The 25,669-nt window shown below is 72.6% G+C and carries 3 protein-coding genes; all 3 read left to right on the top strand.

Features of this window, described 5'->3' with window-relative positions:
- Positions 1–31 precede the first annotated feature (31 nt).
- The 3 genes from OG900_03750 (at position 32) to OG900_03760 (ending at position 25,268) form a co-directional block, all read left to right on the top strand.
- Entirely contained in the window at positions 32–6,652 is a 6,621-nt protein-coding gene (locus tag OG900_03750; GenBank protein WUH89344.1) for a type I polyketide synthase, read from the top strand.
- Between the two features lie 83 nt (positions 6,653–6,735).
- Entirely contained in the window at positions 6,736–13,308 is a 6,573-nt protein-coding gene (locus OG900_03755; protein ID WUH89345.1) for an acyltransferase domain-containing protein, read from the top strand.
- A gap of 95 nt (positions 13,309–13,403) precedes the next feature.
- Positions 13,404–25,268, top strand: a complete 11,865-nt coding sequence (locus OG900_03760) for an SDR family NAD(P)-dependent oxidoreductase (GenBank protein WUH89346.1) — start codon at positions 13,404–13,406, stop codon at positions 25,266–25,268.
- The last annotated feature ends 401 nt before the right edge of the window (positions 25,269–25,669 follow it).

The raw sequence follows: 25,669 nt of genomic DNA on the forward strand, positions 1-25,669 counted from the left end.
AAGACCGAGACGACTGAGACGGATGGCACAGATGGCCAACGAAAACCGGCTGCGGGAATACGTGAACCGGCTCGCGGTCGAACTGGACGACGCCCGCGAGCAGTTGCGCAAGGCGGTCGACCGCGAGCACGAGCCGATCGCCGTCATCGGCATGGCCTGCCGCTACCCGGGCGGCGTCCGCACCCCTGAGGACCTGTGGTCCGTGCTGCGCGACGGCACCGACGCGGTGGGGCCCTTCCCCGCCGACCGCGGCTGGGACGTCGAGCGGCTGTACGACCCGTCGCCGGACGCCGTCGGCCACTCCTACGTCCGCGAGGGCGGCTTCCTGCACGACGCGGCCGACTTCGACCCGGCCTTCTTCGGCATGTCCCCGCGCGAGGCCGCCGCCACCGACCCGCAGCAGCGGTTGCTGCTGGAGACGGCCTGGGAGGCCTTCGAGCACGCCCGGTTGCGCCCGGCGGACCTGCGCGGCACCGACACGGGCGTCTTCACCGGAGTGATGTACGACGACTACGGCTCGCGGCTCACGCCCGCGCCGGCCGGCTTCGAGGGCTACCTCGTCAGCGGCAGCGCGGGCAGCGTCGCCTCGGGGCGTATCGCCTACGCGCTCGGCCTTGAGGGCCCGGCCGTCACCGTGGACACCGCGTGCTCGTCGTCGCTGGTCTCGGCCCACCTCGCCTGCCGGGCGCTGCGCGACCGCGAGTGCTCGCTCGCCCTGGCCGGCGGCGTGACGGTGATGGCGACCCCGGCGACCTTCGTGGAGTTCAGCAGGCAGCGCGGCCTGGCGCCCGACGGGCGCTGCAAGCCCTTCGCGGCGGCCGCCGACGGTACCGGCTGGGCCGAGGGCGCGGGGCTGCTGCTGCTGGAGCGGCTGTCGGACGCCCGGCGGAACGGCCACCGCGTGCTGGCCGTCATCCGCGGCAGCGCCGTCAACCAGGACGGCGCGAGCAACGGCCTGACCGCCCCCAACGGCCCCTCCCAGGAACGCGTCATCCGTGCCGCGCTGGCCCACGCGCGGCTGGCGCCGCACGACGTCGACGCGGTCGAGGCCCACGGCACCGGCACCGAACTCGGCGACCCCATCGAGGCGCAGGCCCTGGTCAACACCTACGGCCGCAACCGCCCGGCGGAGCGCCCGCTGCGGCTGGGCTCGCTGAAGTCCAACCTCGGGCACACGCAGGCCGCCGCTGGCGTGGGCGGCATCATCAAGATCATCCTGTCGCTGGAGCACGGCACCCTGCCGCGCACCCTGCACGTGGACGCCCCGTCGCCGCACGTCGACTGGGCGGCGGGCGCGGTGTCGCTGCTCACCGAGCCCGTGCCGTGGCCGCGTACGGACCGTCCCCGGCGGGCGGCGGTGTCCTCGTTCGGCATCAGCGGGACGAACGCGCACGTGATCATCGAGGAGGCGCCGGGGCAGACCGCCGTAACCCCGTCGCCCGAGGTCGCGCCGGCAGCGCCCCCCGCCCCCGTCGTGCCCTGGGTGCTGTCCGGGCGCACCGAGGACGCGCTGCGGGCGCAGGCCGAACGGCTGCTCGACCACGCCGACCGCACCCCGTCGGCGTCGCCCGCCGACGTCGGGCTGACGCTGGCGACGGCCCGTACCGCGTTCGACCACCGGGCGGTGGTCCTCGGGGCCGACCGCGACGGCCTGTTGGGCGGCCTCCGCGCCGCCGCCGCCGGGCGGCCCGCCCCCGGCCTGGTCACCGGCAAGGCCCGGCGCGGCACGCGCACCGCGTTCCTCTTCACCGGCCAGGGCAGCCAGCGGCCGCGCATGGGGCAGGAGTTGTACGCGGCCTTCCCGGCCTACGCTGCCGCCTTCGACGAGGTGTGCGCGCATCTGGACCCGCTGCTCGAACTCCCCCTCAAGCAGGTGGTCTTCGCGGCCGAGGACGACCCGCGCGCGGCGCTTGTCGACCGTACCGACCTGACGCAGGCCGCGCTGTTCGCCCTTGAGGTGGCCTCCTACCGCCTGGTGACCTCGTGGGGTCTGGCGCCCGACGTGCTGCTCGGCCATTCCATCGGCGAGTTGGCCGCCGCGCATGTCGCCGGTGTGCTCGACCTCCCGGACGCGGCCCGACTGGTCGCCGCCCGCGGGCGGTTGATGGCGACGACCCGCAAGGACGGCGCCATGGCCGCCCTTGAGGCGACCGAGGAGGAGCTGCGGCCGGTGCTCGACGCCGAGCCCGCGCTGAGCCTGGCCGCCGTCAACGGGCCGGCGTCCACGGTCGTCTCAGGCGACGAGGACGCGGTGGCGCGGGCCGTGGAGCTGTGGCGGGCCCGGGGGCGGCGCACAAAGCGGCTCGTCGTCGGACACGCCTTCCACTCGGCGCACATGGACCCCGTCCTGGAAGCCTTCCGAGCCGTCGCCGAGCAGTTGACCTTCTCGGCACCGTCCGTGCCGATCGTCTCCGACGTGACCGGCAGGCCCGCCACCGACGCGGAGCTTCGCTCCCCCGACTACTGGGCCCGCCACCTGCGCGGCACCGTCCGCTTCCACGACGGCGTGCGGTGGCTGCACGACAGCGGCGTCACCGCGTACCTGGAGTTGGGGCCGGACGCCGTACTGACGGCGCTGGCGCGGGAGAGCGTGGAGGTCGCGGCGTCCATTGCCAGCGAGGGCGAGGCCCCGGCCGCACCCGCCTTCGCCGCGCTGCTGCGCGCCGACCGGCCCGCCGCGCTCACCGCCCCGGCGGCAGCGGCCGAACTCCACGTGCACGGTGGCCCCGTGGCCTGGGAGACCTTCTTCGACCCGGCCGCGGCGCGCGCGGTGGACCTGCCCGCCTACCCCTTCCAGCGGGAGCGCCACTGGCTGGACGCGCCCGCGGCGGCGGCCGGCGGTGACCCGGCCGGGGTCGGCCAGTCGCCGGCCGGGCATCCGCTGCTGGGAGCGGTGGTGCGGCTCGCGGAGGACGGCGGCTCGGTGCTGACCGGGCGGCTGTCCCTCGCCGACCATCCGTGGCTCGCGGACCACGCCGTCGCCGGCACGGTGCTGCTGCCCGGCACCGCCTTCGTCGAACTCGCCCTGCACGCGGGCGAGGACACCGGCCATGACACCGTCGAGGAGCTGACCCTCGAAGCCCCGCTCGTCCTCGCCCCGGACCAGGCGGTGCAGTTGCAGGCCGCCGTCGCCGCCCCCGACGGCACCGGGCGGCGCACGATCACCTTCCACTCCCGTCCCGAGCCCGCGGACGAGGCCGCGCCGGCCCCGTGGACCCGGCATGCCACCGGCGTCCTCGCGGCCGGTGGCCCGGCCCCGGACCCGGCGGCCGCGAGCGGGAGCCGGCCGCCCACGGGAGCCGAACCGCTCGACCTCACCGGGGCCTACGACATTCTGGCCGCACGCGGCTACGGCTACGGGCCGGCCTTCAGGAACCTCACCGCCGCCTGGCAGGACGGCGACCACCTCTACGCCGAGGTCCGGCTCGGCGCGGACGACCCGGAGCAGGACCCGCGGCAGGCGGCGGACTACGGGCTCCATCCGGCTTTGCTGGACAGCGCGCTGCACGCCCTGGTGGTCGCGGCGGACGGCGGGACGCGGCTGCCGTTCGCGTGGAGCGGAGTACACCTGCACGCCACCGGCGCCACAGCCGCACGCGTCCACCTCACCCGTATCGGCGAGGACGCGGTGGCCGTCGAACTGACCGACCCGGCCGGGCAGCCGCTGGCCACCGTCGAACGGCTGACCACCCGCCCGCTGGACCCCGCCGCCCTGGCGGCCGTACCTGCTGCCCGGGAAGGGGACGCCGCCTTCCACCGGGTCGAGTGGACCGCGCTTCCCCTCGCCAACGCGACCACGGACACGCGGGGTTGGGCGGTCTGGGGCGCGGACACGGTCGGCCTCGGACTGCCGAGCCACCCTGACCTCGACGCGCTGGGCGATCCCGCACCCGCGGTGGCGTTGCGCTTCTTCGCCCCGCCGGACGGCGTGGACCTGGTGGGACGGACGCACGCGGCGGCGGAGGGCACACTGCTGCGGCTCCAGGACTGGCTTGGCAGGCCGCAGACGGAGGACACCCACCTGGTCGTGGTCACCTCTCGCGGCAGCGCGGTCGAGCCCGCGGACGACCCGGACCTGGTGCAGGCGACGGTGACCGGCCTCGTGCGGACCGCGCAGAGCGAGCACCCGGGGCGGATCACCCTCATCGACCTGGACGGCCACCCCTTCTCGACCGCGGCCCTGGCCGAGGCGATCGGGACAGTCCGGGCGGCCGACGAGCCGTACACCGCCCTGCGCAAGGGCGAGCTGTACGCTCCCCGGCTGACCAACACCCCGCAGACCCAACTGGCCATCCCCACCGACAGCGACAGCGCCTGGCGGCTCGCCCTCACCTCACCCGGCAGCCCCGACCAACTCGCCCTCCTCCCCGCCCCCGACCTCGAACAGCCGCTCCAACCGGGCCAGATACGCATCCGGCTGGAGGCGGTGGGCCTCAACTTCCGGGACGTGCTGATCACCCTGGGCATGTATCCGCAGCCGGCACCGCACGTCGGATCCGAGGGCGCGGGCGTCATCACCGAAGTCGGCCCCGAGGTCACCGGCTTCGAGGTCGGCGACCGCGTGATGGGCATCCTCACCCACGGCACGGCGGCCACCACGGTCACCGACCACCGGCTGGTCACCCCCGTCCCCGACAGCTGGACGTCCACCGAGGCGGCCGGAGCGATCGTGGTCTACGCGACGGCCTATTACGCCCTGGTGACCCTGGCGGACCTCAAGCCGGGCCAGAACCTTCTCGTCCACACCGCGACCGGCGGCGTCGGCCAAGCCGCCACCCACCTCGCCCGCCACCTCGGCGCCCGCCTGTACGCCACCGCCAGCCTGCCCAAACACCACACCCTCACCGCCGAGTTGGGCTACGACGCCGAGAACATCGCGGACTCACGAACCCACGACTACGCCAACCACCTCCTGGCCCGCACCAACGGCCACGGCATGGACGTCGTCCTGCACTCCCTCGCCCACGAACACACCGACACCACCCTCCGCCTCCTCCCCCGAGGCGGCCACTTCATCGACATGAGCAAAACCGACATCCGCGACCCCGACACCATCAACGCCGACCACCCCGGCACCCGCTACCAGGCCATCGACCTCAACGACGCGGGACCGGACCTCACCCGGGAGATCCTGCACGCCCTGAGCGGCCTGTTCGCGGACGGCACGCTGCCCGCGCTGCCCACCGTGGGCCATCCCTTGCAGCAAGCCCCGCAGGCCATGCGGCAGTTGAGCCAGGCACGGCACATCGGCAAGCTCGCGCTGACCCTGCCCGCACCGGCCCGCCCCGACGGCACCACGCTGATCACCGGCGGCACCGGCGTCCTGGCCGGACTCACGGCGCTGCACCTCGCGGAAAACCACGGCCACCGACGCTTCCTCCTCGCCAGCCGCTCGGGCCCGCACTCGCCCACCGCGACAGAACTCACGGCCAATCTGGCCCAGTTCGGCGCCACCGCCACTCTCGTCGCGGCCGACACCGCCGACCCGGACGCCCTGGCCACCCTGCTCGCCGACATACCCGACGACCACCCCGTCACCACCGTCATCCACGCCGCCGGCACCCTGAACGACGCCACCTTCACCTCCCTCACCCCCGAACAACTACACGCCACACTCACCCCGAAAATCGACACCGCCTACCACCTCCACACCGCCGACCTCCCCCACCTCCAGCACTACGTCCTCTACTCCTCAGCCGCCGCCACCCTCGCCAACCCCGGCCAAGCCAACTACAACGCCGCCAACAACTTCCTCAACGCCCTCGCCCACCACCGCCACACCCACCACCAACCCGCCACCAGCCTCGCCTGGGGCCTATGGGAACAAACCAGCGCCATGACGGGGGCCCTCGACGCAGGGCAACACAGCCGACTGCACCGCAACGGCGTCTCCGCCCTCACCACCCCGCACGCCCTCGCCCTCCTCGACACCGCCCTGGGGTCCGGGCTGACTCTCACGGTGCTCACGCCGATCGACAGCGGTGTGCTCCGCCGCCACCCCGACCCCCGGTCGCTCCCGTCCGTGCTGCGCGACCTCGTACGGCTTCCGCGGCGCACGGCGGCGGCCGCCACGCCGACGGCGGAGGCGGCGGAGTCCTTCGCCGTGAGCCTGAGCCGGCTGCCCGCGGCCGAGCAGCGCAGCACCGTGCTCGCCCTGGTCCGTACCCACACCGCCACCGTGCTGGGGCACGCCACGCCGGAACTCGTACGCAGCGACAACGCGTTCAAGGAGCTGGGCTTCGACTCGCTCACCGCGGTCGAGCTGCGCAACCTGATCAACGCCGCCACCGGGCTGCGGCTGCCCGCCACCCTGGTCTTCGACTACCCGACCCCCGCCGCGCTCGCCGGCCGGATCGTCGCGCTCGTCGCGGAGAGCACCGGCACCACCCCGGCTGACGGCGGCGGGGACCCGATCGGGGCCGAACTCGCCGCGCTGGAGGCCGCCATGGCGGCACTCGCCGGCGACGGCCTGCCGACGGACACGGACCCCGCGCACCACGCCAAGACTGCCGCCCGGCTCCAGGACCTGCTGCGCGCCTGGAATTCCGCATACGCCCCGAAGGACGGCGCCGGCTCCACGACCGACTTCGACTCCGCCTCCGACGACGAGCTGTTCGAGGCGTTCGACAAGGGGCTCGGCAGCGCCCCTTGAGCCGTGCTCCTGACCCGCGCCAACGCGCCCGCCAGGCCCGGCCGCCCCACGGCGACGCGCCGCTCCGAGAGGAATGAGACCCGATGGACAACGAAGAAAAGCTCCGCACCTACCTCAAGCGTGCGATGGCCGATCTTCAGCAGGCTCGCGAACGCCTGCACGACGCCGAGGCGGAGCGGCACGAGCCGATCGCGATCGTCGGGATGGCCTGCCGCTTCCCCGGCGGTGTCAGCACCCCGGACGAGCTGTGGTCGCTGCTGTCCGAAGGGACCGACGCGACAGGGCCGTTCCCGACCGACCGCGGCTGGGACCTGGAAGGCCTCTACGACCCGGACGCCGACCACCTCGGCACCAGCTATACCCGCCGAGGCGGATTCCTCTATGACGCGGGCGACTTCGACGCGGACTTCTTCGGCATCAACCCGCGCGAGGCGCTGGCCACCGACCCGCAACAGCGGCTGCTCCTGCACACCGCCTGGGAAGCGCTGGAGAGCGCCCGGCTCGACCCGACGACGCTGCGCGGCACCCGCACCGGTGTCTTCACCGGTGTGATCGCGCAGGAGTACGTGCCGAGCAGCCGCGACGCCTCGGGGGCCGCCTGCGAGGGGTACTTCCTCATCGGCAACACGACGTCGGTCGCGTCGGGGCGGGTCGCGTACACGCTGGGCCTTGAGGGACCGGCGGTCAGCGTGGACACCGCCTGCTCGTCCTCGCTCGTCGCCCTGCACCTCGCGACCCAGGCGCTGCGCAATGACGAGTGCACGCTCGCGCTGGCGGGCGGTGTGACCGTCCTGCCCAGCCCGAACCCCTTCCTGGAGTTCAGCCGGCAGCGCGGCCTGGCCCCCGATGGTCGGTGCAAGCCCTTCTCCGACAGCGCCGACGGCTTCAGCCTCGCCGAAGGCGTCGGCATGGTGCTGCTGGAACGCCTCTCCGACGCCGAACGCCAAGGCCACCCCGTCCTCGCCGTCATCCGCGGCACCGCCACGAACCAGGACGGCGCCAGCAACGGCCTCACCGCACCCAACGGCCCCTCGCAAGAGCGCGTCATCCGGGCGGCGTTGGCCGACGCGCAGCTGACGACGAACGATGTCGACGTCGTCGAGGCGCACGGCACCGGGACACCGCTGGGCGACCCGATCGAAGCGCAGGCGCTCCAGGCCACCTACGGCAAGGAACGTCCGGCCGAACGGCCGCTGCTGCTGGGCTCGGTGAAGTCGAATATCGGACACACACAGGCCGCCGCCGGAATAGCGGGCGTCATCAAGATGGTCCTCGCCCTCCAAGAAGGGCAGTTGCCCGCCACCCTGCACCTCGACGCACCCTCGCAGCACGTCGACTGGAGCGCGGGCACCATCGCCCTCACCCAGACCGCCATGACCTGGCCCGAAGTCGACCGCCCCCGCCGGGCAGCAGTCTCCTCCTTCGGGATCAGCGGCACCAACGCCCACCTCATCCTCGAACAGGCCCCCTCGTCAGCGGAGTCGGCGACCCCCGAGGACGGTACGGACGCGGGCGACACGCCGGCGGTCGCGGTCCCGGTGCTGCTGTCCGGGAAGACGGCGGACGCCTTGACGGCGCAAGCGGCACGGCTGCGGAGCCGGCTCGCCGACAGCCCCGAGGTGTCGGTCGCGGACGTGGCACTCGCGACGGTCAAAACGCGGACGCAGTTCGAGCATCGGGCAGCGGTCATCGCCTCCACCCACGAGGAGTTGACGACCGCGCTGGACCGCTTCGTCAACGACGACCCCGCATCCGACGCCTACACCGCCACAGCCCCGCCCGAACCCCCCAAGACCGTGCTGGTCTTCCCCGGCCAGGGCTCCCAGTGGCCCGGCATGGCACAAGAACTGCTACGCACCGACCCGGTCTTCACCGAGCACATCGAGGCCTGCCACCACGCACTCGCACCCTTCACCGACTGGCACCTCATCGACACCCTCAACCAGACCCCGGGAGCCGCCGACCCCGACCGCGTCGACGTCCTCCAGCCGATGCTGTGGGCCACGATGATCTCCCTCGCCAAGCTCTGGCAACACCACGGACTCACCCCCCACGCGGTCATCGGCCACTCACAAGGCGAAATCGCCGCAGCCCACATCGCAGGCGCCCTCACCCTCCAAGACTCCGCCCGCATCATCGCCCTACGCAGCCAGACCTTCACCACCATCGCCGGACACGGCACCATGCTCCACGTCCCCCTCCCCGCAGAAAACCTCCACGAACGGCTCGCAGACCACACCGGCGTCACCATCGCCACCCTCAACAGCCCCGCCAGCACCACCCTGTCCGGAGACGTAGACGCCATCCACCAGCTGCACGCCGCCTTCCAAGCCGAGCAGATCGACAGCCGCCTCGTCCCCGTCGACTACGCCTCCCACTCCCCCCACATCGACCCCCTGCGCGAACGCATCCTCAACGACCTCGCCCCCACCACCCCCCAACCCGCCACCATCCCCTTCCACTCCACCACCCACCCCCAAAACACCCCCACCGACACCACCACACTGGACGCCGCCTACTGGTACGACAACCTCCGCCAACCCGTCCAACTCCACGCCACCACAACCCACCTCATCACCACCGGCCACACCCTCTTCATCGAACCCAGCCCCCACCCCGTCCTCACCCACGCCATCCACCAAACAGCCCAAAACCACCCCCAAGGCCAACCCGTCACCGCCCTCGGCACCCTCCGCCGCAACCACGGCACACCCACAGACCTCACAACCGCCCTCGCCAAAGCACACACCCACAACACCCCCATCAACTGGACCGCACACCCCGCACTCCGCGGTGCCCGCCCCACCGACCTCCCCACCTACGCCTTCCGGACCAGCCGCTTCTGGCTGACGCCCTCGGCCGGGAGCGGGAGCGGCGACCCGAGCTGGGTCGGGCAGCAGGCAGTGACACACCCCTTGCTGGGTGCCGCGGTCCAACTCCCGGACGACGGTGTCCTCTACACCGGGCGGATCTCCCTCGCCGACCACCCGTGGCTCGCCGACCACGCCGTCGGCGACACTGTGCTGCTGCCGGGAACGGGGTATGTGGACATCGCCCTGCACGTGGGGGAGTCCGTCGGGACCGATGTGGTCGAGGAGTTGACCCTCGAAACACCGCTGGTGCTCGCCAAGGGGGAGGCCGTCCAGCTCCGGGCGACGCTCACCGCGGCCGACGACACCGGTCGCCGTACCGTCACCGTCCACTCGCGGCCCGAACCTGACGCCGACGACGCCGGCACGACGCCATGGACCCGCCACGCCACCGGCACCCTCACCACGGCCCAAGCGCCCGAGCCCGCACCGACCCCCGCCGACGCCGCCTGGCCGCCCCCCGGCGCCACCCCCATCGACCTCACCGACGCCTACGACAGCCTCACCGCACGCGGCTACACCTACGGCCCCGCCTTCCAGAACCTCACCGCCGCCTGGCAACACGGCGACGACTTCTACGCGGAGCTGGAACTCGACGACGCGAGCGCCGAGGTCGACGGAGCCGACGCCTTCGCCATCCATCCGGCCTTGCTGGACAGCGCCTTGCACCCGCTGGCGCTTGCGGCGGACGGCGGGACGCGGCTGCCGTTCGCCTGGAGCGGAGTACGCCTGCACGCCACCGGCGCCACGGCCGCCCGGGTGCACCTGAGCCGAACCGGCGAGGACTCCCTGGCCATCGAGGTGAGCGATCCGGCCGGGCAGCCGCTGGCCAGTGTCGAACGGCTCACCACCCGCCCGCTGGACCCTGCCGCGCTGGCCGCACTGGGAAGCTCCGGCCACGACTCCGCCCTCTTCCGTGTCGAGTGGGCGCCGCTGCCGGTCGGCGACTCGACTATTGGCAGCGCGCGTTGGGCGGTCTGGGGGGACGAGGACCCGCTGGGGCTCGGCCTGCCCGCACACCCCGGCCTCGACGCCTTCGGCGGGGAGGCTGCCCCCGATGCCGTGCTGCTCGTCCTCTCGCCGGCGGACGGCACCGACGTGGTGGGCCAGGCGCACGCCACCGCCGAAGACGTGCTGCTACGCCTCCAGGACTGGCTGGAGCAGGTGGACTTGGCGAGCATCCCGCTCGTGGTCGTAACCCGCGACGCCGTCGCCGCCGTGCAGGCGGACGACCCGGACCTGGTGCAGGCGACGGTGACCGGCCTCGTACGGACGGCACAGAGCGAGCACCCGGGGCGGATCACCCTCATCGACCTGGACGGCCACCCCTTCTCGACGGCGGCCCTGATCGAGGCGATCGGGACAGTCCGGGCGGCCGACGAGCCGTACACCGCCCTGCGCAAGGGCGAGTTGTACGCACCCCGGCTGACCAACACCCCGCTCCCGGCCCTCGACGTCCCGGAGCCGGACGCCGGTGCCTGGCGGCTGGACCTCACCTCGCCGGGCAGCCCCGACCAACTCGCCCTCCTCCCCGCCCCCGACCTCGACAAGCCCCTGGAAGCCGGGCAGGTCCGGGTCGCGTTGGAGGCGGTGGGCCTCAACTTCCGCGACGTGCTGATCGCGCTGGGGATGTACCCCGTGCCCGCGCCGCACATCGGTTCCGAGGGCGCGGGCATCGTCACGGAGACCGCCGCCGACGTCACGGACGTACGGGTCGGCGACCGTGTGATGGGCATCCTCACGCACGGCACCGGTGCCACCACGGTCACCGACCACCGGCTGGTCATCCCCGTCCCCGACGGCTGGACAACCGCCGAAGCCGCGTCGGCTCCTGTCGCCTACGCGACGGCCTATTACGCCCTGGTGACCCTGGCGGACCTCAAGCCGGGCCAGAACCTTCTCGTCCACACCGCGACCGGCGGCGTCGGCCAAGCCGCCACCCACCTCGCCCGCCACCTCGGCGCCCGCCTGTACGCCACCGCCAGCCTGCCCAAACACCACACCCTCACCGCCGAGTTGGGCTACGACGCCGAGAACATCGCGGACTCACGAACCCACGACTACGCCAACCACCTCCTGGCCCGCACCAACGGCCACGGCATGGACGTCGTCCTGCACTCCCTCGCCCACGAACACACCGACACCACCCTCCGCCTCCTCCCCCGAGGCGGCCACTTCATCGACATGAGCAAAACCGACATCCGCGACCCCGACACCACCAACGCCGACCACCCCGGCACCCGCTACCAGGCCATCGACCTCAACGACGCGGGACCGTCGGGGATTCACGCGGTGCTTGAGGCGTTGCACGCGCTCTTCCGGAGCGGGGCCCTGCCGCCGCTGCCCACGTCGACGTACCCGATCACCCGTGCCCCGCAGGCGCTGCGGCACCTCAGCCAGGCCCGCCACACCGGCAAGCTCGCCCTCACACTCCCCCGGCAGCCCCACCCGGACGGCACGACCCTCATCACCGGCGGCACCGGCCTCCTGGCCGGACTCACGGCGCTCCATCTCGCCGAGAACCACGGCCACCGACGCTTCCTCCTCGCCAGCCGCTCGGGCCCGAACTCGCCCACCGCGACAGAACTCACCACCGCCCTCGCCCAGTTCGACGCCACCGCCACCCTCGTCGCGGCCGACACCGCCGACCCCGACCAACTCGCCACCCTGCTCGCCGACATACCCGACGACCACCCCGTCACCACCGTCATCCACGCCGCCGGCACCCTCGACGACGGCACCTTCAGCTCCCTCACCCCCGAGCGACTGCACACCGTCCTCACCCCGAAGGTCGACACGGCCTACCACCTGCACACCGCCGACCTCCCCCACCTTGAGAGGTACCTCCTCTTCTCGTCGGCGGCCGCCACCCTCGCCAACCCCGGCCAGGCCAACTACAACGCCGCCAACAACTTCCTCAACGCCCTCGCCCACCACCGCCACACCCACCACCAACCCGCCACCAGCCTCGCCTGGGGCCTATGGGAACAAACCAGCGCCCTCACCGAGGGCCTGGACTCCGGCCAGCGCCAGCGCCTGGGGCGACACGGCATCTCCGCCCTCACCACCCCGCACGCCCTCGCCCTCCTCGACACGGCACTGGCCGCACCTGACCCGCTTCTGGTCCCGGTCGGCCTCGACGCGCGGCGGCTGGACCCCGCCGTCGCACCGGCCCTCTTGCGCGGTCTCGTACGGGCGCCCGGCCGGCGGCGGGCGGCAGGCGGGCGGGCCGGTGCGGCGGACGGCAAGGCGGCGGGGCTGGTGGAGCGGCTCGCGCGGCAGTCGCCCGGCGAGGGCGGCGAGACGGTGCTGTCGCTCGTGCGAGCGCACGCCGCCACCGTGCTCGGTCACTCCGCTCCCGACGCCATCGACGCCGGCCGGGGCTTCCTCGACCTCGGGTTCGACTCGCTGACGGCGGTCGAGCTGCGCAACCGGCTCGGCGCGGCGACGGGCCTGCGGCTGGGCAGCACCCTGCTGTTCGACTACCCGACCGCCGGAACCCTCGCCCGCCACCTGTACGCGGAACTCGTGCCGGACAGCGCGGGACAGGCCGCCTCGCCCACCACCCTCATCGCCGAACTCGACCGGTGGGAGGCGGTGTTGACCGCGCCCGAGTACGACCAGGGCGCTCGCGAGACCGTCGCGGCACGGCTGCGCACCCTGCTGGCGAGCGTCACCGGCCGATCCGACGACCCGGGCGACGCCCCGGACGCGGAGGAGCGGATCGCCGAAGCGACGGACGACGACCTTTTCGCGTACATCGACAACGAGTTGGGCGCTTCCTAGCCAGGGCGCCGCTCCCCGGTCACCGATCACCACCCACGAACCACGGATCTCTGATCGCTGGAGATCGTCCTTCTCCTACCGAGGGCTGATACCGGATGGCGAACGAAGAAAAGCTCCGCGACTACCTCAAGCGCGTGACGGCCGACCTCCAGCAGGCGCGGCGCCGGCTGAGCCAGGTGGAGTCCGCACGGCACGAGCCGATCGCCATCGTGGGGATGGCCTGCCGCTTCCCGGGCGACGTACACACCCCGGACGAGCTGTGGTCGCTGCTGGTCGACGGGACCGACGCCACCGGCCCGCTGCCCGAGGACCGGGGCTGGAGCCTGGAGGAGCTGTACGACCCGGACCCCGACCGCACGGGGGCGTCGTACGCGCGCACGGGCGGATTCCTGCGCGACGCGGGCGACTTCGACGCCTCGTTCTTCGGTATCAACCCGCGCGAGGCGCTGGCCACCGACCCGCAGCAACGGCTGCTCCTGCACACCGCCTGGGAAGCGCTGGAGAGCGCCCGGCTCGACCCGACGACGCTGCACGGCACCCGCACCGGCGTCTTCACCGGCGTGATCGCCCAGGACTACGCCACCCGACTCGCCCCCGAGCACGCGCAAGACCTGGAGGGCTACCTCGCCACCGGCAACACCACGTCGGTCGCGTCCGGGCGGATCGCCTACACCCTCGGGCTCGAAGGCCCGACCCTCACCGTGGACACGGCCTGCTCCTCGTCCCTGGTCGCCATCCACCTCGCCTCGCAGGCCCTGCGCGGCGACGAGTGCTCGCTCGCACTGGCCGGCGGCGCCACCGTGATCTCGGCGCCCAACCCCTTCCTGGAGTTCAGCCGGCAGCGCGGCCTGGCACCCGACGGGCGCTGCAAGCCCTTCTCCGACAGCGCCGACGGCTTCAGCCTCGCGGAAGGCGCGGGCCTCGTCGTCCTGGAACGCCTGTCCGACGCCCGGCGGAACGGCCACCGCGTGCTCGCCGTCATCCGTGGCAGCGCGGTCAACCAGGACGGCCAGAGCAGCCAGTTGACCGCTCCCAACGGGCCGTCCCAGCAGCGGGTGATCCGGGCGGCGTTGGCCGACGCGCGACTCACCACGAACGATGTCGACGTCGTCGAGGCGCACGGCACCGGGACACCGCTGGGCGACCCGATCGAGGCGCAGGCGCTCCAGGCCACCTACGGCAAGGAACGTCCGGCCGAACGGCCGCTGCTGCTGGGCTCGGTGAAGTCGAATATCGGACACACACAGGCCGCCGCCGGAATAGCGGGCGTCATCAAGATGGTCCTCGCCCTCCAAGAAGGGCAGTTGCCCGCCACCCTGCACCTCAACGCACCCTCGCAGCACGTCGACTGGAGCGCGGGCACCATCGCCCTCACCCAGACCGCCATGACCTGGCCCGAAGTCGACCGCCCCCGCCGGGCAGCAGTCTCCTCCTTCGGGATCAGCGGCACCAACGCCCACCTCATCCTCGAACAGGCCCCCGTCGAGGAGGACGAGGATACGGTCGCCGAGGCGGCCGAACGGCACGTCGTGGGACCTTGGTTGCTGTCCGCCCGCACGCACGATGCCCTGATCGACCAGGCTCGTCGGCTGCGCACGCACCTCGACCGGCACCCCGGTGAGGACCCGCACCACCTCGCCGCCGCCCTCGCCACGACCCGCACCCACTTCACCCACCGCCTCGCCGTCACCAGCCCGACGCGTGAAGAACTAGTGGCGGCCCTGGACCAGTTCGCGGCGAGCGAGCCCGCTTCCGACGTCTACGAGGCCGTGGCGCCGACGGACACGCCGAAGACGGTGCTGGTCTTCCCCGGCCAGGGCTCCCAGTGGCCCGGCATGGCACAAGAACTGCTACGCACCGACCCGGTCTTCACCGAGCACATCGAGGCCTGCCACCACGCACTCGCACCCTTCACCGACTGGCACCTCATCGACACCCTCAACCAGACCCCGGGAAGCGCCGACCCCGACCGCGTCGACGTCCTCCAGCCGATGCTGTGGGCCACGATGATCTCCCTCGCCAAGCTCTGGCAACACCACGGACTCACCCCCCACGCGGTCATCGGCCACTCACAAGGCGAGATCGCCGCAGCCCACATCGCAGGCGCCCTCACCCTCCAAGACTCCGCCCGCATCATCGCCCTACGCAGCCAGACCTTCACCACCATCGCCGGACACGGCACCATGCTCCACGTCCCCCTCCCCGCAGAAAACCTCCACGAACGGCTCGCAGACCACACCGGCGTCACCATCGCCACCCTCAACAGCCCCGCCAGCACCACCCTGTCCGGAGACGTAGACGCCATCCACCGACTCCACGAGGTATTGCAAACCGAGCAGATCGACAGCCGCCTCGTCCCCGTCGACTACGCCTCACACTCCCCCCACATCGACCCCCTCAAAGAACAGATCCTGCGGGAACTCGCACCCACCGCGCCCCAACCCGCCACCATCCCCTTCCACTCCACCACCCACCCCCAAAACACCCCCACCGACACCACCACACTGGACGCCGCCTACTGGTACGACAACCTCCGCCAACCCGTCCAACTCCACGCCACCACAACCCACCTCATCACCACCGGCCACACCCTCTTCATCGAACCCAGCCCCCACCCCGTCCTCACCCACGCCATCCACCAAACAGCCCAAAACCACCCCCAAGGCCAACCCGTCACCGCCCTCGGCACCCTCCGCCGCAACCACGGCACACCCACAGACCTCACAACCGCCCTCGCCAAAGCACACACCCACAACACCCCCATCAACTGGAAAACCCTCTTCGCCAACACCCCCACCACCGACCTCCCCACCTACCCCTTCCAAACCACCCACTACTGGGTGAAGAGCAGCGCAGGGTCGGGCGATGTGGCGCGGGCCGGGCTCACGCGGACGCAACATCCGCTGCTCGGTGCGGTGGTGCGGCTCGCGGAGGACGGCGGCTCGGTGCTGACCGGGCGGCTGTCGTCACGCGACCATCCGTGGCTGGCTGATCACGCCGTCGCCGGCACGGTGCTGCTGCCCGGCACCGCCTTCGTCGAACTCGCCCTGCACGCGGGCGAGGACACCGGGCACGACACCGTCGACGAGCTGACCCTCGAAGCCCCGCTCGTGCTGCATCCCGAGCAGGCAGTCCAGCTCCAGTTGACCGTCGGCGCACCCGACGAGGCCGACCGACGCACCCTCACCGTCCATTCACGGCCCGAGCCTGACGCCGACGACGCCGGCACGACGCCGTGGACCCGCCACGCCACCGGCACTCTCACCACGGCCCTAGCGCCCGAGCCCGCACCGACCCCGGCCGACGCCGCCTGGCCGCCCCCCGGCGCCACCCCCATCGACCTCACCGACGCCTACGACACGCTCGCCGCACGCGGCTACACCTACGGCCCCGCCTTCCAGAACCTCACCGCCGCCTGGCAACACGGCGACGACTTCTACGCCGACCTCGACCAGGGCGCCGACGCCGACCCGCAGACGTACGGCATCCACCCGGCGCTCCTGGACGCCGCCCTGCACCCCCTGGTGCTGGCGGCGGACGGCGGGACACGGCTGCCGTTCGCGTGGAGCGGGGTACGCCTGCACGCCACCGGTGCCACGGCCGCCCGGGTGCACCTGAAGCGCCAGGGTGAGGACGCGGTGGTCATCGAGCTGACGGACGCGGCCGGGCAGCCCCTGCTGGCCGTCGAGCAGTTGATCACCCGCCCGTTCGACCCGGCGGTGCTCGGTACGGCCGGGAGCGCGGGCCGCGACAGCTCGCTCTTCCGCGTCGAGTGGACGGCGCTTCCGCCTGCGGAGCCGACAGCCGGCACCGCGACCGACGCGGAAAGCTGGGCGGTCTGGGGCCAGGACGACCGGCTCGGCCTGGACCTCCCCGTCCACCCCGGGCTCGACGCGTTGAGCGATCCGGCACCCGCCGTGGTGCTGCGCTTCCTCACCGCGCCGGACGGCGCCGATGTGGTGGAACAAGCCCACGCGGCAGCCGAGGACACGTTGCTCCGGCTCCAGGACTGGTTGGGCGCCACGGCACTGGCGGATACGCACCTGGTGGTCGTGACCGCGAACGCCGCGCCGGTCGACCACGCGGACGACCCGGACCTGGTGCAGGCGACGGTGACTGGCCTCGTGCGGACCGCGCAGAGTGAGCACCCGGGGCGGATCACCCTCATCGACCTGGACGGCCACCCCTTCTCGACGGCGGCCCTGATCGAGGCGATCGGGACAGTCCGGGCGGCCGACGAGCCGCACACCGCCCTGCGCAAGGGCGAGCTGTACGCTCCCCGGCTGACCAACACCCCGCAGACCCAACTGGCCATCCCCACCGACAGCGACAGCGCCTGGCGGCTCGCCCTCACCTCACCCGGCAGCCCCGACCAACTCGCCCTCCTCCCCGCCCCCGACCTGGACGGGTCCTTGGAACCCGGGCAGGTCCGGCTTGCCCTGGAAGCGGTGGGCCTCAACTTCCGGGACGTGCTGATCACCCTCGGTATGTACCCCGAGCCCGTCCCGCACCTCGGTTCAGAGGGCTCGGGCGTCATCACCGAAGTCGGCCCCGAGGTCACCGGCTTCGAGGTCGGCGACCGGGTGATGGGCATCCTCACCCACGGCACGGCGGCCACCACGGTCACCGACCACCGGGTTCTCGCCCGGGTGCCGCAGGGGTGGACGCCCGCCCAGGCGGCCTCGGCGACGCTGGCCTACGCGACCGCGTACTACACCTTGGTGACCCTGGCGGACCTCAAGCCGGGCCAGAACCTTCTCGTCCACACCGCGACCGGCGGCGTCGGCCAAGCCGCCACCCACCTCGCCCGCCACCTCGGCGCCCGCCTGTACGCCACCGCCAGCCTGCCCAAACACCACACCCTCACAGCCGAGTTGGGCTACGACGCCGAGAACATCGCGGACTCACGAACCCACGACTACGCCAACCACCTCCTGGCCCGCACCAACGGCCACGGCATGGACGTCGTCCTGCACTCCCTCGCCCACGAACACACCGACACCACCCTCCGCCTCCTCCCCCGAGGCGGCCACTTCATCGACATGAGCAAAACCGACATCCGCGACCCCGACACCATCAACGCCGACCACCCCGGCACCCGCTACCAGGCCATCGACCTCAACGACGCGGGACCGGATGCCCTGCAGGACATCCTCGGCGCGCTGCACCGGCTGTTCGCCGATGGTGTGCTGCCGCCACTGCCCACCGCTGCCTACGCGATCGAGGACGCGCCGCAGGCGCTGCGGCACCTCAGCCAGGCCCGCCACACCGGCAAGCTCGCCCTCACACTCCCCCGGCAGCCCCACCCGGACGGCACGACCCTCATCACCGGCGGCACCGGCGTCCTCGCCGGGCTCACCGCCCTGCACCTCGCGGAAAACCACGGCCACCGCCACTTCCTCCTCGCCAGCCGCTCGGGCCCGCACTCGCCGCAAGCAGCCGCCCTCGTGGAGCAGTTGGCCGGTCGCGGCGCCACCGCCACCGTCGTCTCTGCCGACACCGCCGACCCGGACGCCCTGGCCGCCCTGCTCGCCGACGTACCCGACGACCACCCCGTCACCACCGTCGTCCACGCCGCCGGCACCCTGAACGACGCCACCTTCACCTCCCTCACCCCCGAACAACTGCACGCCACACTCACCCCGAAGGTCGACGCCGCGCACCATCTGCACACCGCCGACCTCCCCCACCTGGAGAGGTACGTCCTCTTCTCGTCGGCGGCCGCCACCCTCGCCAACCCCGGCCAAGCCAACTACAACGCCGCCAACAACTTCCTGGACGCCCTCGCCCACCACCGCCACACCCACCACCAACCCGCCACCAGCCTCGCCTGGGGCCTATGGGAACAAACCAGCACCCTCACCGGCAGCCTCAACACGGCCCAGCGCCAACGCCTCGCCCAGCAGGGGCTGCACGCCCTCACCACCCCGCACGCCCTCGCCCTCCTCGACACCGCCCTGGCCGCGCCGAACGCGCTGCTGCTGCCCGTCGGCCTCGACGCCCGCCGGCTGGATCCCACCCTCGTGCCGCCCGTCCTGCGCGGCCTCGCCCGGCGCCCGAGCCGGCGTACAGCGGCGGGTAGGGCGGCAGGACGCGGAACGACCGATGTCCTGCGGCAGCAGTTGGCGCGACAGTCGGCAGCCGAGCAAGGCGAGACGCTGCTGACACTGGTCCGTACGCAGGCGGCGGCGGTGCTCGGCCATCCGGACGGCGCCGATGCCATCCAGGTGGACGCGGCCTTCAAGGAGTTGGGCTTCGACTCGCTCACCGCGGTCGAGCTGCGCAACCGGCTGGGCACGGTCACCGGGCTGCGCTTGCCGACCACGATGATCTTCGACTACCCGAGCCCGGCGCGTCTCGCGGCCTATCTGCGGGACGAGTTGGTGGACTCCGCGGTGGGCGACCGCAACGCCCCGGCCGCCGCGCGGGCCCGTACGGCCGCGGGGGCCGCGGGCGCGGCCGACGAGCCGATCGCCATCGTCGGGATGGCCTGCCACTTCCCGGGCGGCGTGCGCAGTCCCGAGGAGTTGTGGGCCCTGCTGTCCGAAGGGACCGACGCCACCGGGCCGTTCCCGACCGACCGCGGCTGGGACCTGGAACGCCTCTACGACCCGGACCCCGACCACCTCGGCACCACGTACAGCCGGGGCGGTGGATTCCTGCACGACGCGGGCGACTTCGACGCGGACTTCTTCGGTATCAACCCGCGCGAGGCGCTGGCCACCGACCCGCAGCAGCGGCTGCTCCTGCACACCGCCTGGGAAGCGCTGGAGAACGCACGGCTCGACCCCGCGGGACTGCACGGCACCCGCACCGGCGTCTTCACCGGCGTCGTGGCGCAGAACTACGCCGGCCAGATCAGCGCCGAGAACACCCAGGAACTGGAGGGCTACCTCGCCACCGGCAACACCACGTCGGTCGCTTCGGGCCGGATCGCGTACTCCCTCGGATTCGAGGGACCCGCCATGACGATCGACACCGCGTGCTCGTCGTCCCTGGTGGCCATCCACCTCGCCGCCCAGGCGCTGCGCGGCGACGAGTGCTCGCTCGCGCTGGCCGGCGGTGCGACGGTGATGGCGGTGCCCAGCCCCTTCCTGGAGTTCAGCCGGCAGCGCGGCCTGGCACCCGACGGGCGCTGCAAGCCCTTCTCCGACAGCGCCGACGGCTTCAGCCTCGCCGAAGGCGTCGGCATGGTGCTGCTGGAACGCCTCTCCGACGCCGAACGCCAGGGCCATCGCGTACTCGCCGTCCTGCGCGGCAGCGCGGTCAACCAGGACGGCGCCAGCAACGGCCTCACCGCACCCAACGGCCCCTCCCAGGAGCGGGTCATCCGCCAGGCCCTCGCCAACTCCGGCCTCCTCCCCGCTGACATCGACGCCGTCGAGGCGCACGGCACGGGTACGAAGCTCGGCGACCCGATCGAGGCGCAGGCGCTCCAGGCCACCTACGGCAAGGAACGACCCGCCGAACGGCCGCTGCTGCTCGGCTCGGTGAAGTCGAATATCGGACACACGCAGGCCGCCGCCGGAATAGCGGGCGTCATCAAGATGGTCCTCGCCCTCCAAGAAGGGCAGTTGCCCGCCACCCTGCATCTCGACGCACCCTCGCAGCACGTCGACTGGAGCGCGGGCACCATCGCCCTCACCCAGACCGCCATGACCTGGCCCGAAGTCGACCGCCCCCGCCGGGCAGCGGTCTCCTCCTTCGGGATCAGCGGCACCAACGCCCACCTCATCCTCGAACAGGCCCCCGCCACGCAGGAGGCCGAACCCGCAGAACCGACCGCCGTAGGCCCCTGGTTGCTGTCCGCCCGCACCCCGGAGGCCCTCACCGACCAGGTCCGCCGGCTGCGCACGCACCTCGACCGGCACCCCGGCGAGGACCCGCACCACCTCGCCGCCGCCCTCGCCACGACCCGCACCCACTTCACCCACCGCCTCGCCGTCACCAGCCCCACCCGCGAGGAACTGCACACGGCTCTCGGCCACCACATCGACGGGCAACCCCACCCGGACCTTTACGCCGCCACGGCCCCGTCGACGTCGCCGAAGACGGTGCTGGTCTTCCCCGGCCAGGGCTCCCAGTGGCCCGGCATGGCACAAGAACTGCTACGCACCGACCCGGTCTTCACCGAGCACATCGAGGCCTGCCACCACGCACTCGCACCCTTCACCGACTGGCACCTCATCGACACCCTCAACCAGACCCCGGGAGCCGCCGACCCCGACCGCGTCGACGTCCTCCAGCCGATGCTGTGGGCCACGATGATCTCCCTCGCCAAGCTCTGGCAACACCACGGACTCACCCCCCACGCGGTCATCGGCCACTCACAAGGCGAAATCGCCGCAGCCCACATCGCAGGCGCCCTCACCCTCCAAGACTCCGCCCGCATCATCGCCCTACGCAGCCAGACCTTCACCACCATCGCCGGACACGGCACCATGCTCCACGTCCCCCTCCCCGCAGAAAACCTCCACGAACGGCTCGCAGACCACACCGGCGTCACCATCGCCACCCTCAACAGCCCCGCCAGCACCACCCTGTCCGGAGACCTCGAAGCCGTCCACCGACTCCACGAGGTATTGCAGGCCGAACACGTCGACAGCCGCCTCGTCCCCGTCGACTACGCCTCACACTCCCCCCACATCGACCCCCTGCGCGAACGCATCCTCAACGACCTCGCCCCCACCACCCCCCAACCCGCCACCATCCCCTTCCACTCCACCACCCACCCCCAAAACACCCCCACCGACACCACCACACTGGACGCCGCCTACTGGTACGACAACCTCCGCCAACCCGTCCAACTCCACGCCACCACAACCCACCTCATCACCACCGGCCACACCCTCTTCATCGAACCCAGCCCCCACCCCGTCCTCACCCACGCCATCCACCAAACAGCCCAAAACCACCCCCAAGGCCAACCCGTCACCGCCCTCGGCACCCTCCGCCGCAACCACGGCACACCCACAGACCTCACAACCGCCCTCGCCAAAGCACACACCCACAACACCCCCATCAACTGGAAAACCCTCTTCGCCAACACCCCCACCACCGACCTCCCCACCTACCCCTTCCAAACCACCCACTACTGGGCCAAATTGGCGGCCGGGAGTGGTGATCCGAGCGGGTTGGGGCAGCAGGCGGCGAACCACCCGTTCCTGGGGGCGTCGGTGCACCTGCCGGATGGCGCGGCGCTGTTCACCGGGCGGATCTCCTTCGCCGACCACCCGTGGCTGGCGGACCACGCTGTCGGGGAGACCGTGCTGCTGCCCGGCACCGCCTTCGTCGAACTCGCCCTCCACGCTGCCGAAGGCACCGCGCACCAGGCGGTCGAGGAGCTGACGCTCGAAGCCCCTCTGGTCCTGTCTCCCGGCCAGGCGATCCAGCTCCAGGTCACTTTGGGGGCGCCCGACGACGCCGACCGCCGTGCCCTCACCGTGCACTCGCGGCCGGAGCCGGGCACCGGCGCGGCTCACGACGACCCGGACGCCACCGCGTGGACCCGGCATGCCACGGGTAGGCTCACCGCCGCCCAGCCGGAGCGCGCGCCGTCGCCGGCAGAGGGCGCCTGGCCGCCCCCCGGCGCCACCCCCATCGACCTCACCGACGCCTACGACACGCTCGCCGACCAGGGCTATACCTACGGGCCCGCCTTCCAGAACCTCACCGCCGCCTGGCAGGACGGCGACGAACTGTACGCGGAGATCGGTCTCGCCGCGGACCAGCGGGCCCAGAGCGCGCGGTTCGGGGTGCATCCGGCGCTGCTGGACGCGGCGCTGCATCCGGTGGCGCTGGCGGCGCAGGCGCAGGCGCGGCTGCCGTTCGCGTGGAGCGGGGTACGGCTGTACGCCACCGGCGCGACGGCCGCCCGGGTCCACCTGACGCGTACCGGCGAGGACTCGCTGGCCGTCGAGTTGACGGACGCGGCCGGGCAGGTGGTGGCCTCCGTCGAGCGGCTGACCACGCGGGTGCTGGATGCCGCGCAGGTCGCGGCGATCGGGCGGCAGCCGGTGGAGGGCCTGTATCGCGAGACGTGGGCGCCGCTGGCGGTCGAGGCGGCGCTCGGGGACGGCTCGCGCTGGGGTGTGCTGGGCGAGCCCGGGGAGTGGGCGCCGGGGCCGGTCTACGCCGACCAGGCCGCGGTGCCGGACGCCGACGGCCGGCCCGAGGCGCTGGTGCACTTCCTTCCCGCCACGGCCGATTTCGCATCAGCCGGCGGCGGCCGCCTCGACGTGCCTGGCCAGGCGCATGCGGCGGCAGAGCGGACGTTGCTGTTCCTGCAGTCCTGGCTGGCGGACGACCGGCTGCTCGACGTGCACCTGGTGCTGGTCACCCGGGGCGCGGCCGCGGTCGGAGCGGGCGACGACCCGGACCTGGTGCAGGCCACCGTGACCGGCCTCGTAAGGACCGCGCAGAGCGAGTTCCCGCAGCGGATCACGCTGGTCGACAGCGACGGTACGGCGGAGTCGGGGCAGGCCCTGGCGCGGGTGGTCGCGGCGGCCCGGACGGGCGACGAGCCGTATGCCGCGGTCCGCGCAGGTGCGGCGTACGCGCTACGGCTGACGCGCCATGTCCCGGCACCGGACGACGAGTCCGCGCCCGCAGGCGACCCGGAGGGGACGACCCTCATCACCGGCGGCACCGGCGTCCTCGCCGGACTCACGGCGCTGCACCTCGCCGAGAACCACGGCCACCGACACTTCCTCCTGGCCAGCCGATCGGGCCCGAACTCACCCGCCGCGACGGAACTCATCGCCGCCCTGGCCCAGTTCGACGCCACCGCCACCGTCGTCGCAGCCGACACCGCCGACCCCGACCAACTCGCCACCCTGCTCGCCGACGTACCCCACGACCACCCCGTCACCACCGTCATCCACGCCGCGGGCACCCTCAACGACGCCACCCTGACCAGCCTCACGCCCGAGCAACTCCACGCCACGCTCACCCCGAAGGTCGACACGGCCTACTACCTCCACACCGCCGACCTCCCCCACCTCCAGCACTACGTCCTCTACTCCTCAGCGGCCGCCACCCTCGCCAACCCCGGACAGGCCAACTACAACGCCGCCAACAGCTTCCTCAACGCCCTCGCCCACCACCGCCACACCCACCACCAACCCGCCACCAGCCTCGCCTGGGGCCTGTGGGAACAGACCAGCGCGCTCACCGGCACCCTGGACACCGGGCAGCACCGGCGGCTCAACCGGCAGGGCTTGCAGCCCCTCACCACCCCGCACGCCCTCGCCCTCCTCGACACCGCCCTGGCCGCACCTGACCCGGTGCTGCTGCCGGTCAGTCTCGACGCCCGAGCGCTGCGGGCGATCTCGCCGACGCCCGCGCTGCTGCGGCAGTTGGTGCGCCGGGCAGCGCGGCGGGGGCCGGAGGGACCGTCACGGCCCGCGGCACTGGCGGGGCTGCCGCCGGAGGAGCAGCGGCGCGAGGTGACGCAGTTGGTACGCGGCACGGTCGCGGCGGTGCTGGGGCACGCGGACCCGTCGGCGGTGGACACCGCGCGGCCTTTCAAGGAGCTGGGCTTCGACTCGCTCACCGGGGTCGAGCTGCGAAACCGGCTGGACGCGGCGACCGGGCTGCGGATGCCGGCGACGCTGGTCTTCGACCAGCCGACGCCTTCGGCGGTCATCGACTTCGTGCTGGGGCGGCTCGCCGACTCCCGACCGGGCCCGGCGGCGCAGCTGTTCTCGGAGCTCGACCGGGTGGACGCGGCGATCGCCGGGTTCGACGCGGCCGACGAGTCGGCGCGGGAGAAAGCGCTGTCCCGGGTGCGCGGCATCCTGTGGAGCCTGGAGGCGGCCGCGGGTGGCGGCGCCGCCGACGGGGCCGGCGTCGGCGATGGCGGCAACGGCGTCGACATCAGTACGGCGAGCGCCGAGGACCTGCTGGACCTGATCGACCGCGAGTTCGACCTCGGCGGCTCGGCCTCGGAGGGGGCGTGAGTCCGCCGGGGCCGGGTGCGGGGGCCGGACCGCCGCGTGCCGCGCAAGGTCTCCGTAAGCCGGGCTTTAGCGCCGGTCATGAGCATGAGGAAGTACGACCGCGAACTGCCGTCCACGGCGTCGCCGCGCCGAGGGCCTGTCTGGCAAATAGCGTCGTCCGCCCCTTGGGGCGGGGCTGGCGGGGTCTGGTGCGTGCGATCGCAAGGCGGAGCGTGGGGGCACCTCCCGGGCCGCCAGGCCCAGGGGGACAGAGCGCAGCGGGCTGCGCCGACGACCGACAACGCTGGGGGCACCTCCCTTCGAAGGCAGGGGGAGCGTGCGTGCCGACCCCGCCAGCCAGACGGGATTGCCAGACAGGCCCTACGTCCCACCTCCCTATAGTCGATCTTGCCGAGAGGACC

This window comes from Streptomyces sp. NBC_00433, from assembly GCA_036015235.1.
Classification (GTDB): Bacteria; Actinomycetota; Actinomycetes; order Streptomycetales; family Streptomycetaceae; genus Actinacidiphila.

What these genes read in the sequence shown, in the direction of transcription:
- OG900_03755 (WUH89345.1), top strand. Translation starts at nt 6,736, where the DNA reads ATGGACAACGAAGAAAAGCTCCGCACCTACCTCAAGCGTGCGATGGCC.
- OG900_03750 (WUH89344.1), top strand. Translation starts at nt 32, where the DNA reads ATGGCCAACGAAAACCGGCTGCGGGAATACGTGAACCGGCTCGCGGTC.
- OG900_03760 (WUH89346.1), top strand. Translation starts at nt 13,404, where the DNA reads ATGGCGAACGAAGAAAAGCTCCGCGACTACCTCAAGCGCGTGACGGCC.